General features: G+C 71.3%; 19 protein-coding genes. 8 read left to right on the top strand and 11 right to left on the bottom strand.

Going from position 1 to position 16232, the window contains the following annotated elements:
• Window positions 1–153 precede the first annotated feature (153 nt).
• Window positions 154–1791, top strand: coding sequence for an AMP-binding protein (locus AB0881_RS00240; RefSeq protein ID WP_366612942.1), 1638 nt, complete (start codon window positions 154–156; stop codon window positions 1789–1791).
• A 44-nt stretch (window positions 1792–1835) separates the two neighbouring features.
• On the opposite strand, the gene AB0881_RS00245 is transcribed toward AB0881_RS00240, so the two are convergent.
• The 4 genes from AB0881_RS00245 to AB0881_RS00260 are packed head-to-tail and all read right to left on the bottom strand — an operon-like array spanning window position 1836 to window position 4925.
• Window positions 1836–2648 carry an SDR family NAD(P)-dependent oxidoreductase gene (locus tag AB0881_RS00245; RefSeq protein WP_366612944.1) on the bottom strand — a complete coding sequence of 271 codons (813 nt, stop codon included), beginning with the start codon at window positions 2646–2648 and terminating at the stop codon, window positions 1836–1838.
• The gene (locus AB0881_RS00250) at window positions 2645–3445 is read right to left on the bottom strand and encodes a glucose 1-dehydrogenase (protein ID WP_366612946.1); all 801 of its coding nucleotides are present in this window, start codon (window positions 3443–3445) and stop codon (window positions 2645–2647) included. The genes AB0881_RS00245 and AB0881_RS00250 overlap by 4 nt, the downstream gene beginning before the upstream one ends.
• A 32-nt stretch (window positions 3446–3477) precedes the next feature.
• On the bottom strand, window positions 3478–3783 hold the full coding sequence (locus tag AB0881_RS00255; protein ID WP_366612948.1) for a ferredoxin: 306 nt from the start codon (window positions 3781–3783) through the stop codon (window positions 3478–3480).
• Window positions 3780–4925: a Rieske 2Fe-2S domain-containing protein gene (locus AB0881_RS00260; protein WP_366612950.1), complete on the bottom strand. Its 1146-nt coding sequence runs from the start codon at window positions 4923–4925 to the stop codon at window positions 3780–3782. Before AB0881_RS00260 ends, AB0881_RS00255 begins: the two co-directional genes overlap by 4 nt.
• A 169-nt stretch (window positions 4926–5094) precedes the next feature.
• Here AB0881_RS00260 and hsaA point away from each other — a divergent pair, with 169 nt between their 5' ends.
• The 4 genes from hsaA to AB0881_RS00280 all read left to right on the top strand — a co-directional run bounded on the left by hsaA (window position 5095) and on the right by AB0881_RS00280 (window position 8336).
• Complete coding sequence (hsaA, locus tag AB0881_RS00265; RefSeq protein ID WP_366612952.1) at window positions 5095–6261, top strand: 3-hydroxy-9,10-secoandrosta-1,3,5(10)-triene-9,17-dione monooxygenase oxygenase subunit; 1167 nt, start codon at window positions 5095–5097, stop codon at window positions 6259–6261.
• A 51-nt stretch (window positions 6262–6312) separates the two neighbouring features.
• Window positions 6313–6909 (top strand): hypothetical protein, encoded by a 597-nt coding sequence (locus tag AB0881_RS00270; protein ID WP_366612954.1) that lies wholly within the window; start codon window positions 6313–6315, stop codon window positions 6907–6909.
• A 151-nt stretch (window positions 6910–7060) separates the two neighbouring features.
• Entirely contained in the window at window positions 7061–7393 is a 333-nt protein-coding gene (locus AB0881_RS00275) for a metalloregulator ArsR/SmtB family transcription factor (RefSeq protein ID WP_366612956.1), read from the top strand.
• Window positions 7386–8336, top strand: coding sequence for an SRPBCC family protein (locus AB0881_RS00280; protein ID WP_366612958.1), 951 nt, complete (start codon window positions 7386–7388; stop codon window positions 8334–8336). Before AB0881_RS00275 ends, AB0881_RS00280 begins: the two co-directional genes overlap by 8 nt.
• A 33-nt stretch (window positions 8337–8369) precedes the next feature.
• Here the strand turns inward: AB0881_RS00280 and AB0881_RS00285 are convergent, their stop codons facing one another.
• The 4 genes from AB0881_RS00285 to AB0881_RS00300 form a co-directional block, all read right to left on the bottom strand.
• Window positions 8370–8570 carry a hypothetical protein gene (locus tag AB0881_RS00285; protein ID WP_366612960.1) on the bottom strand — a complete coding sequence of 67 codons (201 nt, stop codon included), beginning with the start codon at window positions 8568–8570 and terminating at the stop codon, window positions 8370–8372.
• 125 nt (window positions 8571–8695) lie between these two features.
• Window positions 8696–8905 (bottom strand): DUF397 domain-containing protein, encoded by a 210-nt coding sequence (locus AB0881_RS00290; RefSeq protein ID WP_366612962.1) that lies wholly within the window; start codon window positions 8903–8905, stop codon window positions 8696–8698.
• 98 nt (window positions 8906–9003) lie between these two features.
• Window positions 9004–9204 carry a DUF397 domain-containing protein gene (locus tag AB0881_RS00295; protein WP_366612964.1) on the bottom strand — a complete coding sequence of 67 codons (201 nt, stop codon included), beginning with the start codon at window positions 9202–9204 and terminating at the stop codon, window positions 9004–9006.
• Window positions 9205–9228: 24 nt separating this feature from the next.
• Entirely contained in the window at window positions 9229–10065 is an 837-nt protein-coding gene (locus AB0881_RS00300) for a helix-turn-helix transcriptional regulator (RefSeq protein ID WP_366612966.1), read from the bottom strand.
• Window positions 10066–10195: 130 nt separating this feature from the next.
• Between AB0881_RS00300 and AB0881_RS00305 the strand changes: the two genes are divergently transcribed.
• On the top strand, window positions 10196–10609 hold the full coding sequence (locus tag AB0881_RS00305) for an ATP-binding protein (RefSeq protein ID WP_366612968.1): 414 nt from the start codon (window positions 10196–10198) through the stop codon (window positions 10607–10609).
• 243 nt (window positions 10610–10852) lie between these two features.
• Here the strand turns inward: AB0881_RS00305 and AB0881_RS00310 are convergent, their stop codons facing one another.
• Window positions 10853–12001, bottom strand: a complete 1149-nt coding sequence (locus tag AB0881_RS00310) for an alpha/beta fold hydrolase (RefSeq protein ID WP_366612970.1) — start codon at window positions 11999–12001, stop codon at window positions 10853–10855.
• The gene (locus tag AB0881_RS00315) at window positions 11998–13497 is read right to left on the bottom strand and encodes an FAD-dependent oxidoreductase (RefSeq protein ID WP_366612972.1); all 1500 of its coding nucleotides are present in this window, start codon (window positions 13495–13497) and stop codon (window positions 11998–12000) included. The genes AB0881_RS00310 and AB0881_RS00315 overlap by 4 nt, the downstream gene beginning before the upstream one ends.
• 151 nt (window positions 13498–13648) lie before the next feature.
• Here AB0881_RS00315 and AB0881_RS00320 point away from each other — a divergent pair, with 151 nt between their 5' ends.
• Both AB0881_RS00320 and AB0881_RS00325 read left to right on the top strand, forming a co-directional pair.
• Window positions 13649–14263: a TetR family transcriptional regulator gene (locus AB0881_RS00320; protein ID WP_366612974.1), complete on the top strand. Its 615-nt coding sequence runs from the start codon at window positions 13649–13651 to the stop codon at window positions 14261–14263.
• 51 nt (window positions 14264–14314) lie between these two features.
• Window positions 14315–15061 carry an SDR family oxidoreductase gene (locus AB0881_RS00325; RefSeq protein ID WP_366612976.1) on the top strand — a complete coding sequence of 249 codons (747 nt, stop codon included), beginning with the start codon at window positions 14315–14317 and terminating at the stop codon, window positions 15059–15061.
• Window positions 15062–15106: 45 nt separating this feature from the next.
• Here AB0881_RS00325 and AB0881_RS00330 read toward each other — a convergent pair whose 3' ends face one another.
• The gene (locus AB0881_RS00330) at window positions 15107–16036 is read right to left on the bottom strand and encodes a 3-oxoacyl-ACP reductase (RefSeq protein WP_366612978.1); all 930 of its coding nucleotides are present in this window, start codon (window positions 16034–16036) and stop codon (window positions 15107–15109) included.
• Window positions 16037–16232 lie beyond the last annotated feature (196 nt).

The following is a 16232-nucleotide window of genomic DNA, read 5'->3' on the forward strand; positions in this document are numbered from 1 at the left end:
GCGCCAACCGCGCTTCGGTAAGGCCGGAACGACATAAACAGCGCAGACCGCATCTCGGAGCGGCAGTCCCACTGAATGAGACCTGCGCCACTCCACCAGGCAACTTGCGGCCATGTTCGCTGGTGGAGCACTGGGTCCGAGGAAGGGAACGCGATGGCCGGCGGTTCGGGGAACACGGCGACGGGCACACTGCCCGCGGACGAGCGTGCGGGCGCGTCCCCGGTCACGTTCGCGGAACTGGTCGCGGCGCGCGCCGCCGACGACCGGACCGGGCTGTGCTTCGAGGACGAGAGCTGGACGTGGCGCGAGGTCGTCGCCGAGGCCCGCCGGCGGGCCGGGCTCGCCCGCGAGCTGAGCGCCCCCGCCGGCGGGCCCTGGCACCTCGGCCTCTTCCTGGAGAACGGCCCCGAGCACCTCTTCTGGCTCCTCGGCGCCGCCCTCGCCGGCATCCCGGTCGTCGAGCTGAACCCGACCCGGCGCGGCGCCGAGCTGGCCCGCGACATCGGCTTCACCGACTGCGGCGTCGTGGTCACCGAGACCGCGCGGTTCCCGCTGGTCGACGGCCTCGTCCCGGACGTCCCGCTGCTGACCACCGACGCGGACGGCTACGCCGAGCGGCTCGCCGCCGCCGCGCCGCTGCCCGAGGACGCCCCCGCCGTCAGCCCGGACACGTACTTCTCGCTGGTCTTCACCTCCGGCACCACGTCCGCGCCCAAGGCGGTGATCTGCAGCCAGGAGCGGCTCGGCCGGATCTCCCTCCAGCAGCGCGACCGGCGCGGCCTCACCCGCGACGACGTGTTCTACGTCGTGATGCCGATGTTCCACTCCAACGCGATCATGGCCGGGATCGCGCCCGCCGTCGCCACCGGCGGCCGGCTCGTCCTGCGCCGCAAGTTCTCCGCCTCGGGCTTCCTGCCGGACGTGCGGCGGTACGGCGTGACGTTCTTCAACTACGTCGGCAAGCCGCTCAGCTACATCCTCGCCGTCCCCGAGCGGGACGACGACGCCGACAACCCGCTGAAGATCGCGTTCGGGAACGAGGCCGCCGAGCGCGACATCGCCGCGTTCGCCCGCCGGTTCGGCTGCCAGGTGATCGACTCGTACGGGTCGAGCGAGGGCGAGATCCGGCTCAACCGCGTCCCCGGCACCCCGCCCGGCTCGCTCGGCGTCGCGCCCGAGGGCACCGCCGTCGTCGACCCGGACACCCTGGAGGAGTGCCCGCCCGCGCGCTTCGACGAGCACGGCTCGCTGCTGAACGGCGACGAGGCCATCGGCGAGATCGTCGACAAGACCGGCGCCGCCCGCTTCGAGGGCTACTACAACAACCCCGAGGCCACCGCCAAGCGCGTCCGCAACGGCTGGGTGTGGTCGGGCGACCTCGCGTACCGGGACGAGGCCGGCTACTGGTACTTCGCCGGCCGCGACAGCGACTGGCTCCGGGTGGACGGCGAGAACTTCGCCGCCGCGCCCGTCGAGCGGCTGCTGGCCCGGTTCGAGGCGTTCGACGACGTCGCCGTGTACGCCGTGCCGGACGAGCACGTCGGCGACCAGGTGATGGCCGCGGTGTCGCTGGCGCCCGGCGCGTCCTTCGACCCCGCCGCGTTCGCCGCGTTCCTGGACGCGCAGCCCGACCTCGGCACCAAGTGGGCGCCGCGGTACGTCCGCGTGGTCGCCGAGCTGCCGCGCACCGCCACCAACAAGGTGATCAAGCGGCCGCTGCGCACCGAGGCCTGGAAAACGGCCGACCCCGTCTACAAGCGAGACGGGGCCGGCTACACGCTCCTGGGCTGAACGGGCCCGCGCGGCGCCCGCCGGGCGCCGCGCGGACCGCCGGGTCAGCTGCTCGGCGGGAGCATCTTCTTCATCGCCGCGTGGGCGCCCGCGACCTTCTTCGCGCGGGGGAAGCCGCCGCGCTTCTCCGCCGCCTCCAGGTTGCCGCCCGCGACCCACACCGGGCCGTCCGCGATGTGCTCCAGGCCCTCGCGCGCGACGTCGTCCGGCTCGGCCACGTTCAGGCCGGGGAGGTCCATGTTGAGGCCGGCACGTTCCATCGCCGGGGTGCGGGTCACGCCCAGCACCAGCTCCAGCACGTCCACGCCGTGCTCGCCCAGCTCCAGCCACAGCCCCTCGGCGAAGATCCGGCCGAACGCCTTGACCGCCGCGTAGACGCTGATCTGCGCCTGCCCCATGTACCCGGCCATCGAGCCGACCAGGATGATCCCGCCGCGGCCGCGCTCCTTCATCAGTGCGCCGAAATGCTGCGTGATCGCCAGCTGGGCGGTGATGTTCAGATCGATCACGCCCTGGAAGCGCTCCAGATCGCCGGTCACGAACTCGTGCCCGTAGCTGTTGGCCCCCGCGTTGTAGATCAGCAGGCCGACGTCCAGGCCGTCGGTCACCGCCCGGATCGCCTTCAGCGGCTCCGGCGCGATCAGGTCCAGCTCGATCGTGCGGACCTCGACGCCCGTCGCGGCCCGCACCCGCTCGGCGGTCTCGTTCAGCGGACCGGGCTTGCGGGCGATCAGCACCAGGTTCAGGCCCGCCTCGGCCAGCCGCATCGCGAACGACGAGCCGACCCCCTCCGAGCCGCCGGCGATGACCGCCCACGGCCCGTACCGGTCCTTGTCGAAGTCGCTCGGGTCGATCATTCTTCTCCGTCCAGATCGGGCGTCCACGCGACGCCGTTGATGTGCGAGCCGCCGTCCGCGAACAGCGTGTTCCCGGTCAGGTACCGGGCGCCCTCGCTCGCCAGGAAGAGCACCACCGGCGCGATGTCGTCCTCGGGATCGCCCAGCCGGCCCATCGGGTTCGCCGCGTCGGCGGCCGCCTCGATCTCCGGATGCGCCGCCGCCATCCGCCGGAACGCCGCGCTCTTCGCGCCCGGGCACACCGCGTTCACGACCACGCCCGTGGGCGCCCACTCGCGCGCCGCGGTACGGGTGAGCGTCCGCAGCGCCTCCTTGGCGGAGTTGTACTCCAGCGTCCCCATGTGGGCGTTGACCCCGTTCAGCGAGCACATGTTGACCACACGGCCCCAGCCCCGCGCCTTCATGTGCGGGAACGCGGCCTGCATCGCCCACAGCGGGCCGTAGTAGCCCATCGCGAACCCGCGTTCCAGCTGCGCGTCGGTCTTGGTCTCCACCCGGCCGACGGTGCCCGCCCCCCAGGCGTTGTTGACCAGGACGTCCACCCGGCCCCACGCCTCGACGGCCGCCGCCACCATGGCCTCGACCTGCGCCTTCACGGTCACGTCGGTCGCCACGAACAGCGCCTCCGCGCCGAACCCGGTCTCCAGCTCCTTGGCGACGCGCCGCCCGCTCTCCTCGTTCAGCTCCGCGACCAGCACCTTCGCGCCGGCGGCCGCGAACCGGCGGGCCACGCCGCGCCCGATGCCGTCCCCGGCACCGGTGACGACCGCGACCCGCCCCTCGAATTCAGCGCTCATGGCCTCGCTTCCGCTCCGCGCCTCGCGGGCCCTCAGTGGTCATGAGCGGGACGGTCCGCGACCTCGGCGCCGTAGGACGGCGCCACCTCGTCGAGCACGGGGAGCCGGCCCTCCGCGGCCGCCCTGGCGATCGACTCCCGCAGCGCCGGGCAGGTGCTGTGGCCGTCGGCCGGCGGGGTGGAGCAGACCGCCATCGCCCGCGCGCTCCACTGGATGCTCGTCTGCTCCCAGCTGGACTTGCGCGCGAGCACGGTCGCGCCGCACCGCGCGCAGTCCACCTCTGTCATCGGGACGCCGGGGGCTGCCGGGGCGAGCCGCTCGTCCTGCCGAACGCTCATGCCGAACCGGCCGCTTCCCTCCGGGCCAGGTTCTCCTCGACCTCGGCCTGCCACGCCTCGACCGGGCGGGTGGTGTCGAGCTCGTGCTCGAACCGCGCCGTCATCTCCGGGTCGATGTCCGCGACGTCCACGTAGAACTGCTCGTACCAGCGGCGCAGCTGGTAGACCGGGCCGTCCTCCTCGCACAGCAGCGGGTTGTCGATCCGCGCCTTGTGCTTCCAGATCTCCACGTCCTGGTCGAAGCCGGCCAGGATGAACTTCGACATCGTCTTGGCCATCTGGTCGGCCGCGTCGCCCGGCAGCACGTCCGAGCGCTGCGCGATGATGCCCGACATCAGCACGAACGAGTTCTCGTCGATCGGGTAGTGGCAGTTGAGCAGCACCGACTCCAGGTCGAAGCCCTCGTAGTGGTACGTCAGCTCGTCGATCATGAACGACGGGCCGAAGTACGACGCCACCGAGCTGTTGCCCAGCAGCTTGGGCCCCTTCCCGCCCCTCTGGCCGCTGTCGGGGCGGGACTTGCCCTTCATGACCTGGGTGGCCACGTGCCCCTCGAAGACGTTCTTGAAGTACGTCGGGAACGACTGGTGGATGTAGAAGAAGTGCGCCATGTCGACGACGTTGTCGATCACCTCGCGCACGTTGGTGTGCACGATCGTCTCGTTCCAGACCCAGTCGGTCCAGTCGTCGCGGGTGGCGCCCGGGATCACCGGGATCGCCTGCTCCGGCGGGGGCGGGTTGCCCTCGGGGTCGTTCCAGACGAACAGCATCCCGTCCTGGTCGAGCGTCGGCCACGCGCTCGTCCGGGCGCGCAGCGGGACCCGGCGCGAGTACGGGATCTTCTTGCAGCGGCCGTCGCCGCCCCAGCGCCAGTCGTGGAACGGGCAGGCGATCTCGTTGCCCTTGACCGTGCCCTGCGACAGGTCCCCGCCCATGTGCCGGCAGTAGGCGTCCAGGACGTTGAGCTTGCCGTCCTCGCCCTGGAACACCACCAGCTTCGTGCCGAACGCGTTGATCGTGTGCGGCTTGCCGTCCTTGAAACCACCGGACAGGCCGAGGCAGTGCCACCCGCGGGCGAACCGGGTGGGGACCTCCTCCGCCTCGATGAGGCGGATCTCGTCGGTCTCGGTCACGTGGATCATCCCTTCCAGGGGAGGGTCTTCTCAGACCAGTGCATCAGAACGAACGCTAGGTCGTGTGCGGCCGAATAGGCCTTCTCGTCCCATTGGCCGGGACGATCTCCCCGTTCGGACGCCATGGGTGATCTGCTGCAATGGTAAGGAGAGCACCATCGGAAATCGGAGCGGCCGGATGAGCAACCAGGTCCAGGCAGCGGTGCGCGAGCTGCTTCCGCAGCTGGCCGAGCGGGCCAAGTCCGTCGACGAGAAGGGGCGGATCCCCGACGACAGCATCCGCGATCTCATCGGATCGGGCCTGTTCCGGATGCTCCAGCCGCGCCGTTTCGGCGGCACCGAGACCGACCCGGCCCGGTTCTACGAGGCCGTCCGCGCCATCTCCGGCGCCTGCGCGTCCACCGGCTGGGTCGCCGGCATCCTCGGCGTCCACTCCTGGCATCTCGGCCTGTTCCCCGAGTCCGCGCAGCGCGAGGTGTACGGCCGCGACCCGGACACGCTCGTCTGCTCCTCGTACGCCCCGGTCGGCCGGATCACGCCCGTCGAGGGCGGCTACGAGGTCTCTGGCCGGTGGGGGTTCTCCTCCGGCTGCGAGTTCGCGTCCTGGGCCCTGCTCGGCGGCCTGGTCGTCGGCGCCGAGGGCAAGCCCGTCGACTTCATGACGCTGCTCGTCCCGCGGCAGGACTACGAGATCCGCCAGGTGTGGGACTCGATGGGCCTGCGCGGCACCGCCAGCGACGACGTCGTGATCGAGCGGGCGTTCGTGCCCGAGCACCGCACCGTCCGCAACTTCGACCAGGCCCAGCTCCGCACCCCCGGCCGCAAGGTCAACCCGGGCCCGCTCTACCGGATGCCGTTCGGGACGGTCTTCACCTCGGCCGTCACCGCCTGCGTGATCGGCGTCGTCGAGGGCTGCTACGAGTCGTACGTCAACCAGATGCGCGACCGGATCCGGCTCAGCCTCGGCGGCGGCCGCTTCGTCGAGGACCAGTTCGCCCAGGTCTCGGTCGCCCGCGCCGCGTCCGAGATCGACGCGGCCGCGCTGCAGACCGACCGCAACATCCGCGAGATGTACGACTACGCCGTCAAGAACGAGACGATCCCGATGGAGCTGCGGCTGCGCGCCCGCCGCGACCAGGTCCGCGGCACCGAGCGCGCCATCGAGGCGATCGACATCCTGTTCAAGACCGCCGGCGGCAACTCGCTGCACCGCGGCCACGCCCTCGAACGCGCCTGGCGCGACGCCCACGCCGGCAGCCTGCACGTGGCCAACGACGTCGAGCGCGGCCTGTCCATGTACGGCCGCGGCGTCTTCGGCCTCACCGTCGAGGACAACCTCGTCTGACGGCCTTCGGCGGCCCGTGACACCGGCCGGTCGCGGGAGCAGAATGGGGTGATGGCGCCGCAGGGGTCCCCGCACCGGCTGGGCACGGGCACCGGTGCGACCGTCCAGCGCACCGGCCTCCTCTGGAACGACGTCCTGCTGCCCATCTTCCCGGCCGTCCTTCTCGTGGCCTGCGTGGGCACCACGATCGGCCTGGAGCCCGGCGCGCTGCTGCTGTGGCCGGTGTGCGCGGTCCTGTCCGCCTACACCGTGGCGCGCCGGCGCGACCAGTCGCTGGTGGAAGCCCATCTGGACGGGACCGTGCTGAGCGTCCGGCGCGGCGACCGGACCCACCACTGCGACCTCTCGGCGACCGGCGACGTACGGCTCGGAACCAACATCACCGCAGGCGGAGACCCCGGTTTCTACGCGCTGTCGCTGCGGGACACCGGGACGGGCAAGCGGTTCCGGTACGTCCTCAGAACCGACGACGCCCACGCTCTGAGCAGCGAGGACCTCGGCCTCCTGGCCGCGGCCCTGGAGGCGTCCCCGCCGTCCCACGCCAAGGCGCACCAGGTCGCCGCGCGGCTCCGGCGGATCGAGCGCGACGGCCACGAGAAATCGTCCTCGGAGACGGTCGACTGGAGCCACCGCATCTCGAGCCCATGAAACAAATCAGATGAGGCGCCGACCGCACTAGCGGGGCTACCCCTCTGATGCGCTGGAACGTTCATGACACCTGTGAGCCGGGTACCCGACCTCACAGGGCTGCGACTTCCATGCCATTGCAGCTATATTCCGTACCGGCTATATTGCCGCTGTGGCATCAACGTTCGAAGTGCTGGCCGAGCCGCGCCGCCGGGAGATCCTCGATCTGCTGCGTGACGGTGAACGGCTGGTCGGCGACCTGGTGGAGCGGCTGGAGCTGACCCAGCCGACCGTGTCGAAGCATCTGAAGGTGCTGCGCGGGGCCGGGCTCGTCGAGGTCCGGCAGGACGCGCAGCGCCGCTGGTACCGGCTGCGGCCGGCGCCGCTGGCCGAGATCGACGCCTGGCTCGCGCCCTACCGGCGCATGTGGGCCGCCAGTCTCGACGCACTCGAAGAACACCTGGACGCCATGCCCGACGACCACGACGGGGAGACCGATGAATAAGGACGCGACCCTGCAGACCATCAACGGGGAGCCGACGCTGCGCTTCGAGCGGCGGCTCGCCCACCCGCCCGCGAAGGTATGGCGGGCGGTGAGCGACCCGGCGGAGATGGCGCACTGGTTTCCCGCCGCGGTCGAGGCCGAGCTGCGCCCCGGCGCCCCGATGCGGTTCGTCTTCCCCGGTGATCTGGAGGTGGAGGGCGCGTCGGACGGCGAGGTGCTCGAGGTCGACCCGCCGAAGGTGTTCATGTTCCGCTGGAACGACGACGTCCTGCGGTTCGAGCTGCTTCCGGACGGCGACGGCTGCCTGCTGGTGTTCACGCAGACCATCGGCGGCGGCCGCACGGGCCTGCTGGGGGCGGGCCGAACGGCCGCCGGCTGGGACACGTGCCTGGCCGAGCTGGCCGGCCGGCTCGACGGCACGACCGTGCCGGCCCGGACCGACTGGCTGGGGCCCATGGAGCACTACATCGAGAAGTTCGGCCTGGCCGAAGGCACGGTCCGCGAAACCGGCGACGGCCATGAGCTGACCTTCGCCCGCGACCTGGTATGGAAACCGGCCGACGAGGTGTGGCGGCTGCTCGTCGGGGGCACCGAGCCGTCCATCGGCGGCGAACCGCCCACACCCGCCACCAACGGGTACGTCCGACCCGGCAAGGTCACGAAGGCCGACGCGCCACGGCTCCTGGAGTACGAGTGGCTGCACGAAGGGACACCGGCCGGCACCGTGCGATGGGAGATCGTCTCCGATCCCCGGCTGGGCGTCCGCGTCGAGCTGACCCAGACACTGCCCCGCCGGCTGGCCGCCCTGCGCGCGACTGCGCTCGCCGCCTGGCACGTTCATCTGGAACTGTTCTTCGCGGCCACCCACGGCGACCAGCGCTGCCCATGGCCGGCCGATCGCACCGACCAGCTGACCAGGAAGTACGAGACACAACTGACCTGAAGCCCTGCGGCGAAGCCGCCCGATCCGGCCGGCCTACTCGCCACCGCAACCGCAGCCGCCACCGCAGGAGCCGCCGTCGCCGCCGCCTCCCGTCAGCCGGTCGCCGTGCACCAGCGTGTCGATGATCGCGCCGAGGAAGAACGCGCCGAAGGCGCAGACGATGGTGAGCCAGCCCGGAAACCCCAGGAGGGCGCCCGCCACGATCGCGCCGAAGAAGGAGAAGAAGACGATCAATGCCCGACCTCCTGGATCACCGCCCTCGCGTCCAGCCTGACCCGCACACCACGAGCCGTCCATAGCCGCCGAGAGTCCGGCCCGCGACCACAAGGTGAACCAGAACCCGCCCGCAGCGGCGAGCGTCAGCGCAGGTCGTGCCCGCCACCCTTAACGCGCTCTGCGAACGTTCGCCAGGCGCTAGGGCTGAACGTGAGCGCCCCACCTTGAGGGTCTTTGCTGTCACGTACGGCCACCGCCGGCCCGACGGCCGCGATCTCGACACAGTTGGCGCCGCCGTTGTCGCTGCGTCGGCTCTTGCGCCAGTTGATGTGAGAGTCCCTCACTGAGAACACCGCCTTGCCTTCTGCGGGGGTTAGGTCATCCGGTGGGTGAGTCTCTTGGCCTTGGTCGTCTGTCTGCTGGGCAGCGGTCTGCCTCGTTGGGGCGGGCGTTAGTGGAGGTCGTGCTCGCCGTTCTGGATGCGCCCGGCGAGCGTTCGCCAGGTGCTGGGGCTGAATGTGAGCGCGCCGCCTTGGGGGTTCTTGCTGTCGCGTACGGCGATCGCCTGTCCGATGGCCGCGATCTCGACGCAGTTGTCACCCGTGCCGCTACGGCTGGACTTGCGCCACATGGCGTGTGGTGAATGCGTCATGCTGCAAGCGCTCCCTCGGTCATGTCACTCCTGTGCCAGTTTGTGGATCAAGTCCAACGACTCCTCGGGCGGCATGGCCCTACTGCAGATGGCGTCCAGAGCCACCCTAATACGCACCACTTCTTCCGTACTTTCGAGGTATATATCGCCCATCAGGGTTTCTGTGTAGGCAACGTCCAGTTCGGCGTCGTCTGCGAAGCTGAACAGCTCCAGTGGGCCCATCAGACCCAGGTGTGCTCCGCTGTCGTGCGGCATGACCTGGATGGAGACGTTGGGGCGTTCGGCCGCTTCGATGAGTGCCTGCAACTGCTTGCGCATGACGTCTGGCCCTCCGACGCCCCGGCGGAGCGCTGATTCGTCGAGTACGGCGTTCAGTGTTGGGGCGTCCGGGCGTCGCAGCAGCATGCCACGGTTCAACCTGGCGACCACTCGCCGGTGAACGGCTGTAGCATCCTCCTGTCTCAGGCTCAGGACCTCGCGAGCGTACGCCTCGGTCTGCAGCAGTCCTGGAACGAGTTGCGGCTCCCAAGCGCGGATCACGGTGGCCTCATCCTCGAGCGCGACGATGCTCCCGCTGAAGACGTCGGCGTAGGAAGTCCACCAGCCTCTTCTCCATGAGTCCTTGGCGAGTCTCACCAGGCCTGCATGGGTGGCGTCGTCCACCCCGTACAGCGCCAGGGCACGTTCAAGGTCGGCGGTCTTGGGCTGGGTCTGCGCCTTTTCGATGCGTGTGAGCTTGCTCAGCGACCACCCGAGTTGCCGGGCTGCCTGGGTGGGTGTGAGGTCGGCGCGTTCGCGCATTCTCCGGAGCTCGAAGGCGAGACGCCGACCTCTCGTTGTTGGACTGGAGACGACAGCCATACGCTCCCTCGTGAGACTTGCAAGGTTGCCATGCTACTTGCACGGCGCTCGTGACGTAAATTACTGTGCTCAGCGTAGTCATGTGACTCTTTAGAGGAGTCACTTTTCGCCGTGAGGGGACGGGGGTCTGATGGCGCAGACGCTGCTCGGGACGGTGGTGGTTCCGGGGGAGGAATGTCAGGTCCGAGTAGTGCGGCGGTGGCTGCGTGGGGTGCTGGGGGACGGGCATCCCGCGTGCCATGACGCTGAGCTGCTGGGGAGTGAGCTGGTCACCAACGCGATCCTGCATGCGGACGCTGGTCCTGTGTCCGTTGCCGTGCTGGCGGTGGACGGGGTGATCCGGGTGGAGGTCACGGACGCGGGGGCGGGCGTGAGTGCGCCCCAGGTCGTTGAGGCCGGTGGATGCGCTACCAGTGGGCGCGGGCTGCGGATGGTGCATGTGCTCAGCGGCGGGCGCTGGGGGAGCCGGAACGGGGACGGCCGCCGTACGGTCTGGTTCGAGCTGCCGGTCTCGCGGAACGGGGGCGGGCGTGGGGCTGAGTGAGCCTGAGCGGCAGGCCGTCATTCTCGGGCACGACGTGCGCGATCAGCTGGCGTACTGGCTGGCGCGGCAAGGCGTCGCGAGTACGGGGCTGGTGGTGTCGCCGTTCGTGGACGCCGGGGGCTCGCCGAGTGTGCTGGTGCGGTTGGACGGGCCAGCTGCGCGGAGGATCCTGCGGGAGCTTTGCGCGTAAGGGTGAGGCCCGTGCCCCGGGGTGGGTGGGCACGGGCCTCGGGTCTCGGGGGGTCAGCAGGTGGGTTGCGGGGTGCCGCCCTTGCGGAGGGTTTCGACGTAGGCGAAGGCGTCGTTGTACGAGGCCTCGATCACGGCGCGGTGGTCGGCGCCCTCGTAGTGGTTGTACGTGATGCCCTTGTAGCGGGAGCAGAGGTCCTTCACGACGGCGTTGGTGGCCGGGGTGGTGACCTGGGTGTCGGCGGCGCCCTGGACGACCAGGGTGGGGACCTGCAGGGTCAGGCCCATCGGCTCCTGGGAGCGCAGGTACGCGGTGAGGGGGCCGAGGTCGGCGTCCGGCTTGAAGACCTTCTCGGGGGCGAGGGTCTTGCTCAGCTCGGCGAGCTGGGCGTTGCAGGCGGTGGTGCGGCCCGCGCGGAGGATGGCGGCGGCCTCGTCGGTCAGGAGGCCGTCGATGTCGAGGGACGGGTCCGCGGCCTTCGCGCCGTTCAGGATGACGAACAGGAACGACATGGCGCCCTGGGCGCCGGGCTGCCCGCTGCGGACGTACTCGGGGGTCTGGCTCGTCATGGAGCCGGGCGCCAGGGCGACGGAGCCCTTCAGGGCGACGTCCTTGGGGCGCTGGCGGGCGGCGGCGGTGAACAGGGCCGCGTGGCCGCCCTGGCTGTGGCCGATGACGAAGTAGTCACGGCCGACGCGGTGGTCCACCCGGCGGGCGGCGCGGACCATGTCGATCGCGGTGTTGGCGGCGCTGGTGCCGTTCATGTACGGGTGGCCGCCCGGCGTGCCGAGGCCCTCGTAGTCGGTCTGGACGACGGCATAGCCCTTGGCGACCCACTTGTCCAGGTAGCCCTGGCCGATGGAGAGGTAGCCGTGGGCGGGGCCGTCGGGGGTGTCCTTGGACGGGGCGCAGATGTCGGCGTTGCCGGTGGTGCCGTGCGTCCAGGTGATCACGGGGTGGCCGCCGGGCGGGGGCGGGGTCTTCGGGAGGGCGACCGTGCCGGTGACCTTGATCGGCCTGCCGGCGGCGCTCTCCGAGACGTAGGTGACCAGGTGGTTCGCGCGGGCCGAGGGGAGTGCCGAGGAGTTGGTGAGGGGCTGGACGTCCAGGACCTTGCCGCGCTGGCCGGGGGCGGCCTGGGCGGGGGTGGCGAGCGCGGTCACGGCGGCGGCCGCGGCGGTGACCGCCAGGAGCTTCTTCATGCGCCTTCCTTCATGTCCTGGACGGCGCGGTACGCGAACGCCATGCCGGAGCCGATCGGGATGCCGGGGCCCGGGTAGAACGGGCCGGTGAACGAGGCCGCCGTGTTGCCCGCCGCGTACAGGCTGGGGATGGCGGCGCCGGAGGCGTCCAGGACGCGGCTCTCGGTGTCGGTGCGGAGGCCGCCCTTGGTGCCGAGGTCGCTCAGGACCATCCGGGCCGCGTAGTACGGGGGCCGGTCGACGGGGACGAGGCAGGGGTTGGGGCCGTCGTTGCCGGCGGCGAAGAACAGGTCGTACGGGTCCTCGCCGCGGTGGAAGTCCTCGTCGACGCCCTTCTCCGCGAAGCCGTTGAAGCGCTCGACGGTGGCGGTGAGGGCGTCGGCGGGCAGGCCGAGCCTCTCGGCGAGTTCGGGGAGGGTGTCGGCCTTGACCCAGGTGCCGGCCTCGAGGTGCTCGGCCGCGGTCGCGCCGGGGATGGCGATGGCGGGCAGCCGGCCCTTGGTGCGGGAGTCGAAGATCAGGTGCGCGGGGACGTGGCCGTTCATCGCCCGGCCCGCCTGGTCGTACGGGAGGGACTCGTTGAAGAAGCGGCGGCCCGTGCCGTCCACCATGAGGCCGCCGTGGAAGCCGAGGGTGAACGAGGCGCGCCCGTCGGGGCCGACGGAGCCGGGGCACCACCATGCCTGGTCGAACTGGCCGGAGGCGGCGCCGATCCGGACGGCGGCGCCGATCGCGTCGCCGGTGTTGCCGCCGGGCGCCATCGTCCAGGCGGCGGCGCCGGGCAGGTCGCCGCGCATGGCGTCGTCGTTCTCGTAGCCGCCGGCGGCCAGCAGGACGCCGCGCTCGGCGCGGATCCGGGTGCCCGCGGCCTCGACGCCGGTGACGCGGCCGTCCTCGACGATCAGGTCGGTGAGGGCCGTCCCGGTGCGGACGGTGCCGTTGCCGGTGTTGAGGAAGGCCAGCAGGAGGCGGCCGATCAGGGCGCGGCCGCCGCCGAGCGGCTGGGCCGGGTCGTGGCCGAGGCCGGGGCGGTCGCGCTCGACCGGCGGGCGGACGAGGGCGGCGGACTCGCCGAGTTCGGCGAGGGGGAGGTCCAGCGGCATGAACGAGCGGCCGAGGTCGAGGCGGCCGGGGGCGGCGTAGTAGTCGGGGAAGGGGCTCCACTTGAACTCGATGGCGGGGTCGCGTTCCAGGAACTCCACGACCCGGGGCGCGGCCTCCAGGAACGCTTCGCGGTGCGCCTCGTTCTCGTCCCCGATGAGGGCCCGCAGGTACGTGCGGGCGTTCTCGGTCGAGTCGTCGAGCTTCGCGCGCTCCTGCACCTGCGTGCCGGGCAGCCAGACGGAGGCCCCGGAGTAGGCGGAGGTGCCGCCGAGCAGGTCGGTCTTCTCCAGGATGAGGGTGCGCAGCCCGCTCGCGGCCGCCACCAGGGCCCCGGTCATCGCTCCCGCGCCCGAACCCGCCACCACCACGTCGAACGTGTCGTCCCAACCCATGCGCTGTCCTTTCAGGTCTCGGCTGGTCCAGGCAAGCGCAACGGTCGCCGGAACGGAACTTTCCATCCCACTCACCGGTATCGGGAGGACGCCGGGTGACCCGGGGATCTATGTATTGTCATGACGTTGGTGGAAGTGAACGGGGGACATCGTGCCGAGGATCGCATCGGCCCGGCCGGCGGCCGAGCCCAGCTCTCCCGAGCAGCACGATCGGCGTCAGCGGATCCTCCGGGCGGCGGCGCGGATCGGCAGCGACAAGGCGTTCGAGCGCGTCCAGATGCACGAGGTGGCCAAGGCCGCCGGGGTGGCGATCGGGACGCTGTACCGCTACTTCCCGTCCAAGACGCATCTGTTCACGGCGGTCATGGCGGCGCAGGTGGACCGGTTCCGGGAGAGCGTGCGCCCGGCCGGGCCGGACGTGTCGCCCGAGGACGCCGTCGGGGAGATCCTGGTGCGCGCCAGCCGGGAGCTGCTGGCCCGGCCGATGCTGGCCAACGCGATGCTCCAGTCGTCGAACACGGCCGGGTACGCGACCGTGGCCGACGCCATCAAGATCGACACCTCGTTCCGGGAGATCGTGCTCGAGGCGCTCGGGATCGAGAACGCCACCGTCCAGGACGTCACGCTGGTCCGGCTGATGATGCAGTGCTGGTACGGGGTGCTCCAGTCGAGCCTCAACGGGCGGGCGTCGCTGGCCGACCTGGAGGACGACATCCGGCTGGCCTGCCGGCTGCTGCTGGCCCGGCGGTCCAACGCCCCGTCCTGATCAACGGGACGGCCCGGCCGGCGCCGCGCGGGCGGACTGTACCGTTCCGCCATGAATCGCTTCGATGGTGCCAAAGTGCTGCTCACCGGTGCCGCGTCCGGCATCGGGCGGGCCACCGCGATCCGGCTCGCGGCCGAGGGCGCGCACGTCTTCGGCGTGGACCTCTCCGAGGAGGGGCTGAAGGAGACCGCGGCGGCGGTGACCGGGCCCGGCACGTTCGCCTCCCGTACGGCCGACGTCAGTGACGAGCCCGCGGTGATCGAGACCGTGCGCGCGGCGGCGGCCGAACTGGGCGGCATCGACGTCCTGGCGAACGTGGCGGGCATGCACCGCACGACCCCGATCGCGACGCTGTCGGTCGAGGACCTGCAGAAGCTGTTCTCGGTGAACCTCGTCGGCACCGCGCTGTTCTGCCGCGAGGCGCTGCCGCACCTGCCCGACCGGACCGGCGTGATCGTGAACGTGTCGTCGCTGTCGGCGACGCAGGGGAACCCGTTCATGAGCGCGTACGCGGCGTCCAAGGCCGCCGTGCTGGGCTTCTCGGTCACGCTGGCCGCCGAGGTCAGCGGGCGCGGCATCCGGGTGGTGACGGTGTCGCCGGGGTCGACGGACACCGCGCTGACGCAGGCCGTCACGTTCCCGGAGGGCGAGGACGCCAGCTACTACGCGCGGCTCCTGGCCCCGCTGGGCATCGCGACGCCGGAGCAGATCGCGGGCACCATCGCGTACGCGGCCTCGGCCGACGCCGGGTACCTCACCGGCGCCGACATCCGGGTCGACGGCGGCGCGCACATGTGAGGCCCGCGGCCGCCTCCCCGCGCCGGGAGGCGGCCGCCCGCCGGCCTACTTGGACCGGACGTTGGTGGTGCCGGTGTCGTCCAGGGCGGCGACGCTGTACGCGGCGTACGTGCGGTGCGGCTCGCGGCCCTCGAAGTACGGCGACAGCTGGGCGCCGAACTCCTCGACCGTGAACACGCCCTCCTTGGCGGTGAACTTCTGCTCGACGGTCGGCGCGGCCATCAGCGCGACCATGTCGCCGTAGACGACGAAGACCTGCCCGCTGATGTTCTCGGCGGCGGGGGAGGCCAGGTAGCTCACGAACGTCCCGACGCGCTCGGGGGCCATGGCGTCCAGCCCGCCGGGCGCGGTGCCCTCGGCGAACGAGGCCTCGGTCATGGCGGTGCGGGCGCGCGGGCAGATGGCGTTGGCGCGGACGCCGTACCGGGACAGGCCCTGGTTGGTGGACAGGGTGAGCGCGACGATGCCGGCCTTGGCGGCGGAGTAGTTGGGCTGGCCGGCGCTGCCGAACAGGAACGCCTCGGACGAGGTGTTGATCACCCGGCCGTAGACGGGGCCGCCGGCGGCCTTGCTGGCGGCGCGCCAGTGCACGGCGGCGGCGCGCGAGACCGACGCGTGCCCCTTGAGGTGGACGCGGATGACGTCGTCCCAGTCGGACTCGGCCAGGTTGAACAGCATCTTGTCGCGCAGCACGCCGGCGTTGTTGACCAGGATGTCGAGCGACCCGAAGGTGTCGACGGCGGCCTGCACCAGCGTGTCGCCGAGCGACCAGTCGCCCACGTCGCCGGTGACCGCGACGGCCTTGCGGCCGAGCGCGCGGATCTCGGCGGCGACGTCCTCGGCCGCCGGGCCCACGTCGTTGACGACCACGTCGGCGCCCTGCGCGGCCAGGGCGAGCGCCTCGGCGCGGCCGAGCCCGGCGCCCGCGCCGGTGACGACGGCGGAGCGGCCCGCCAGGGTGAGGTCAGCGTTCATCGAAGGCTCCCGGTAGTGATCACGATGGGCATCGCAAACTAGTATGTATTCTAGTTTTCTGCTGGCCAGGGTCCCGCCCAGTGGTCAGGAAGGCTCGGGTCAGTGGTGTTGACCCACTCAGCGGGACGGCCCCGAGCGTGGGTGAGAATGAATTCTAGTCTTCGCTTCCGGAGTCCCCGCCGGCCGCCCGGCCGGC

Origin of the sequence: Spirillospora sp. NPDC029432, from assembly GCF_040703975.1 — a bacterium.
Classification (GTDB): domain Bacteria; phylum Actinomycetota; class Actinomycetes; order Streptosporangiales; family Streptosporangiaceae; genus Spirillospora.

Bases quoted from the DNA above. Each gene is read 5' to 3' on its own strand.
- AB0881_RS00240 (WP_366612942.1), top strand. From the start codon at position 154: ATGGCCGGCGGTTCGGGGAACACGGCGACGGGCACACTGCCCGCGGAC.
- AB0881_RS00245 (WP_366612944.1), bottom strand. From the start codon at position 2,648: ATGATCGACCCGAGCGACTTCGACAAGGACCGGTACGGGCCGTGGGCG.
- AB0881_RS00250 (WP_366612946.1), bottom strand. From the start codon at position 3,445: ATGAGCGCTGAATTCGAGGGGCGGGTCGCGGTCGTCACCGGTGCCGGG.
- AB0881_RS00255 (WP_366612948.1), bottom strand. From the start codon at position 3,783: ATGAGCGTTCGGCAGGACGAGCGGCTCGCCCCGGCAGCCCCCGGCGTC.
- AB0881_RS00260 (WP_366612950.1), bottom strand. From the start codon at position 4,925: ATGATCCACGTGACCGAGACCGACGAGATCCGCCTCATCGAGGCGGAG.
- hsaA (WP_366612952.1), top strand. From the start codon at position 5,095: ATGAGCAACCAGGTCCAGGCAGCGGTGCGCGAGCTGCTTCCGCAGCTG.
- AB0881_RS00270 (WP_366612954.1), top strand. From the start codon at position 6,313: ATGGCGCCGCAGGGGTCCCCGCACCGGCTGGGCACGGGCACCGGTGCG.
- AB0881_RS00280 (WP_366612958.1), top strand. From the start codon at position 7,386: ATGAATAAGGACGCGACCCTGCAGACCATCAACGGGGAGCCGACGCTG.
- AB0881_RS00295 (WP_366612964.1), bottom strand. From the start codon at position 9,204: ATGACGCATTCACCACACGCCATGTGGCGCAAGTCCAGCCGTAGCGGC.
- AB0881_RS00300 (WP_366612966.1), bottom strand. From the start codon at position 10,065: ATGGCTGTCGTCTCCAGTCCAACAACGAGAGGTCGGCGTCTCGCCTTC.
- AB0881_RS00305 (WP_366612968.1), top strand. From the start codon at position 10,196: ATGGCGCAGACGCTGCTCGGGACGGTGGTGGTTCCGGGGGAGGAATGT.
- AB0881_RS00310 (WP_366612970.1), bottom strand. From the start codon at position 12,001: ATGAAGAAGCTCCTGGCGGTCACCGCCGCGGCCGCCGCCGTGACCGCG.
- AB0881_RS00315 (WP_366612972.1), bottom strand. From the start codon at position 13,497: ATGGGTTGGGACGACACGTTCGACGTGGTGGTGGCGGGTTCGGGCGCG.
- AB0881_RS00325 (WP_366612976.1), top strand. From the start codon at position 14,315: ATGAATCGCTTCGATGGTGCCAAAGTGCTGCTCACCGGTGCCGCGTCC.
- AB0881_RS00330 (WP_366612978.1), bottom strand. From the start codon at position 16,036: ATGAACGCTGACCTCACCCTGGCGGGCCGCTCCGCCGTCGTCACCGGC.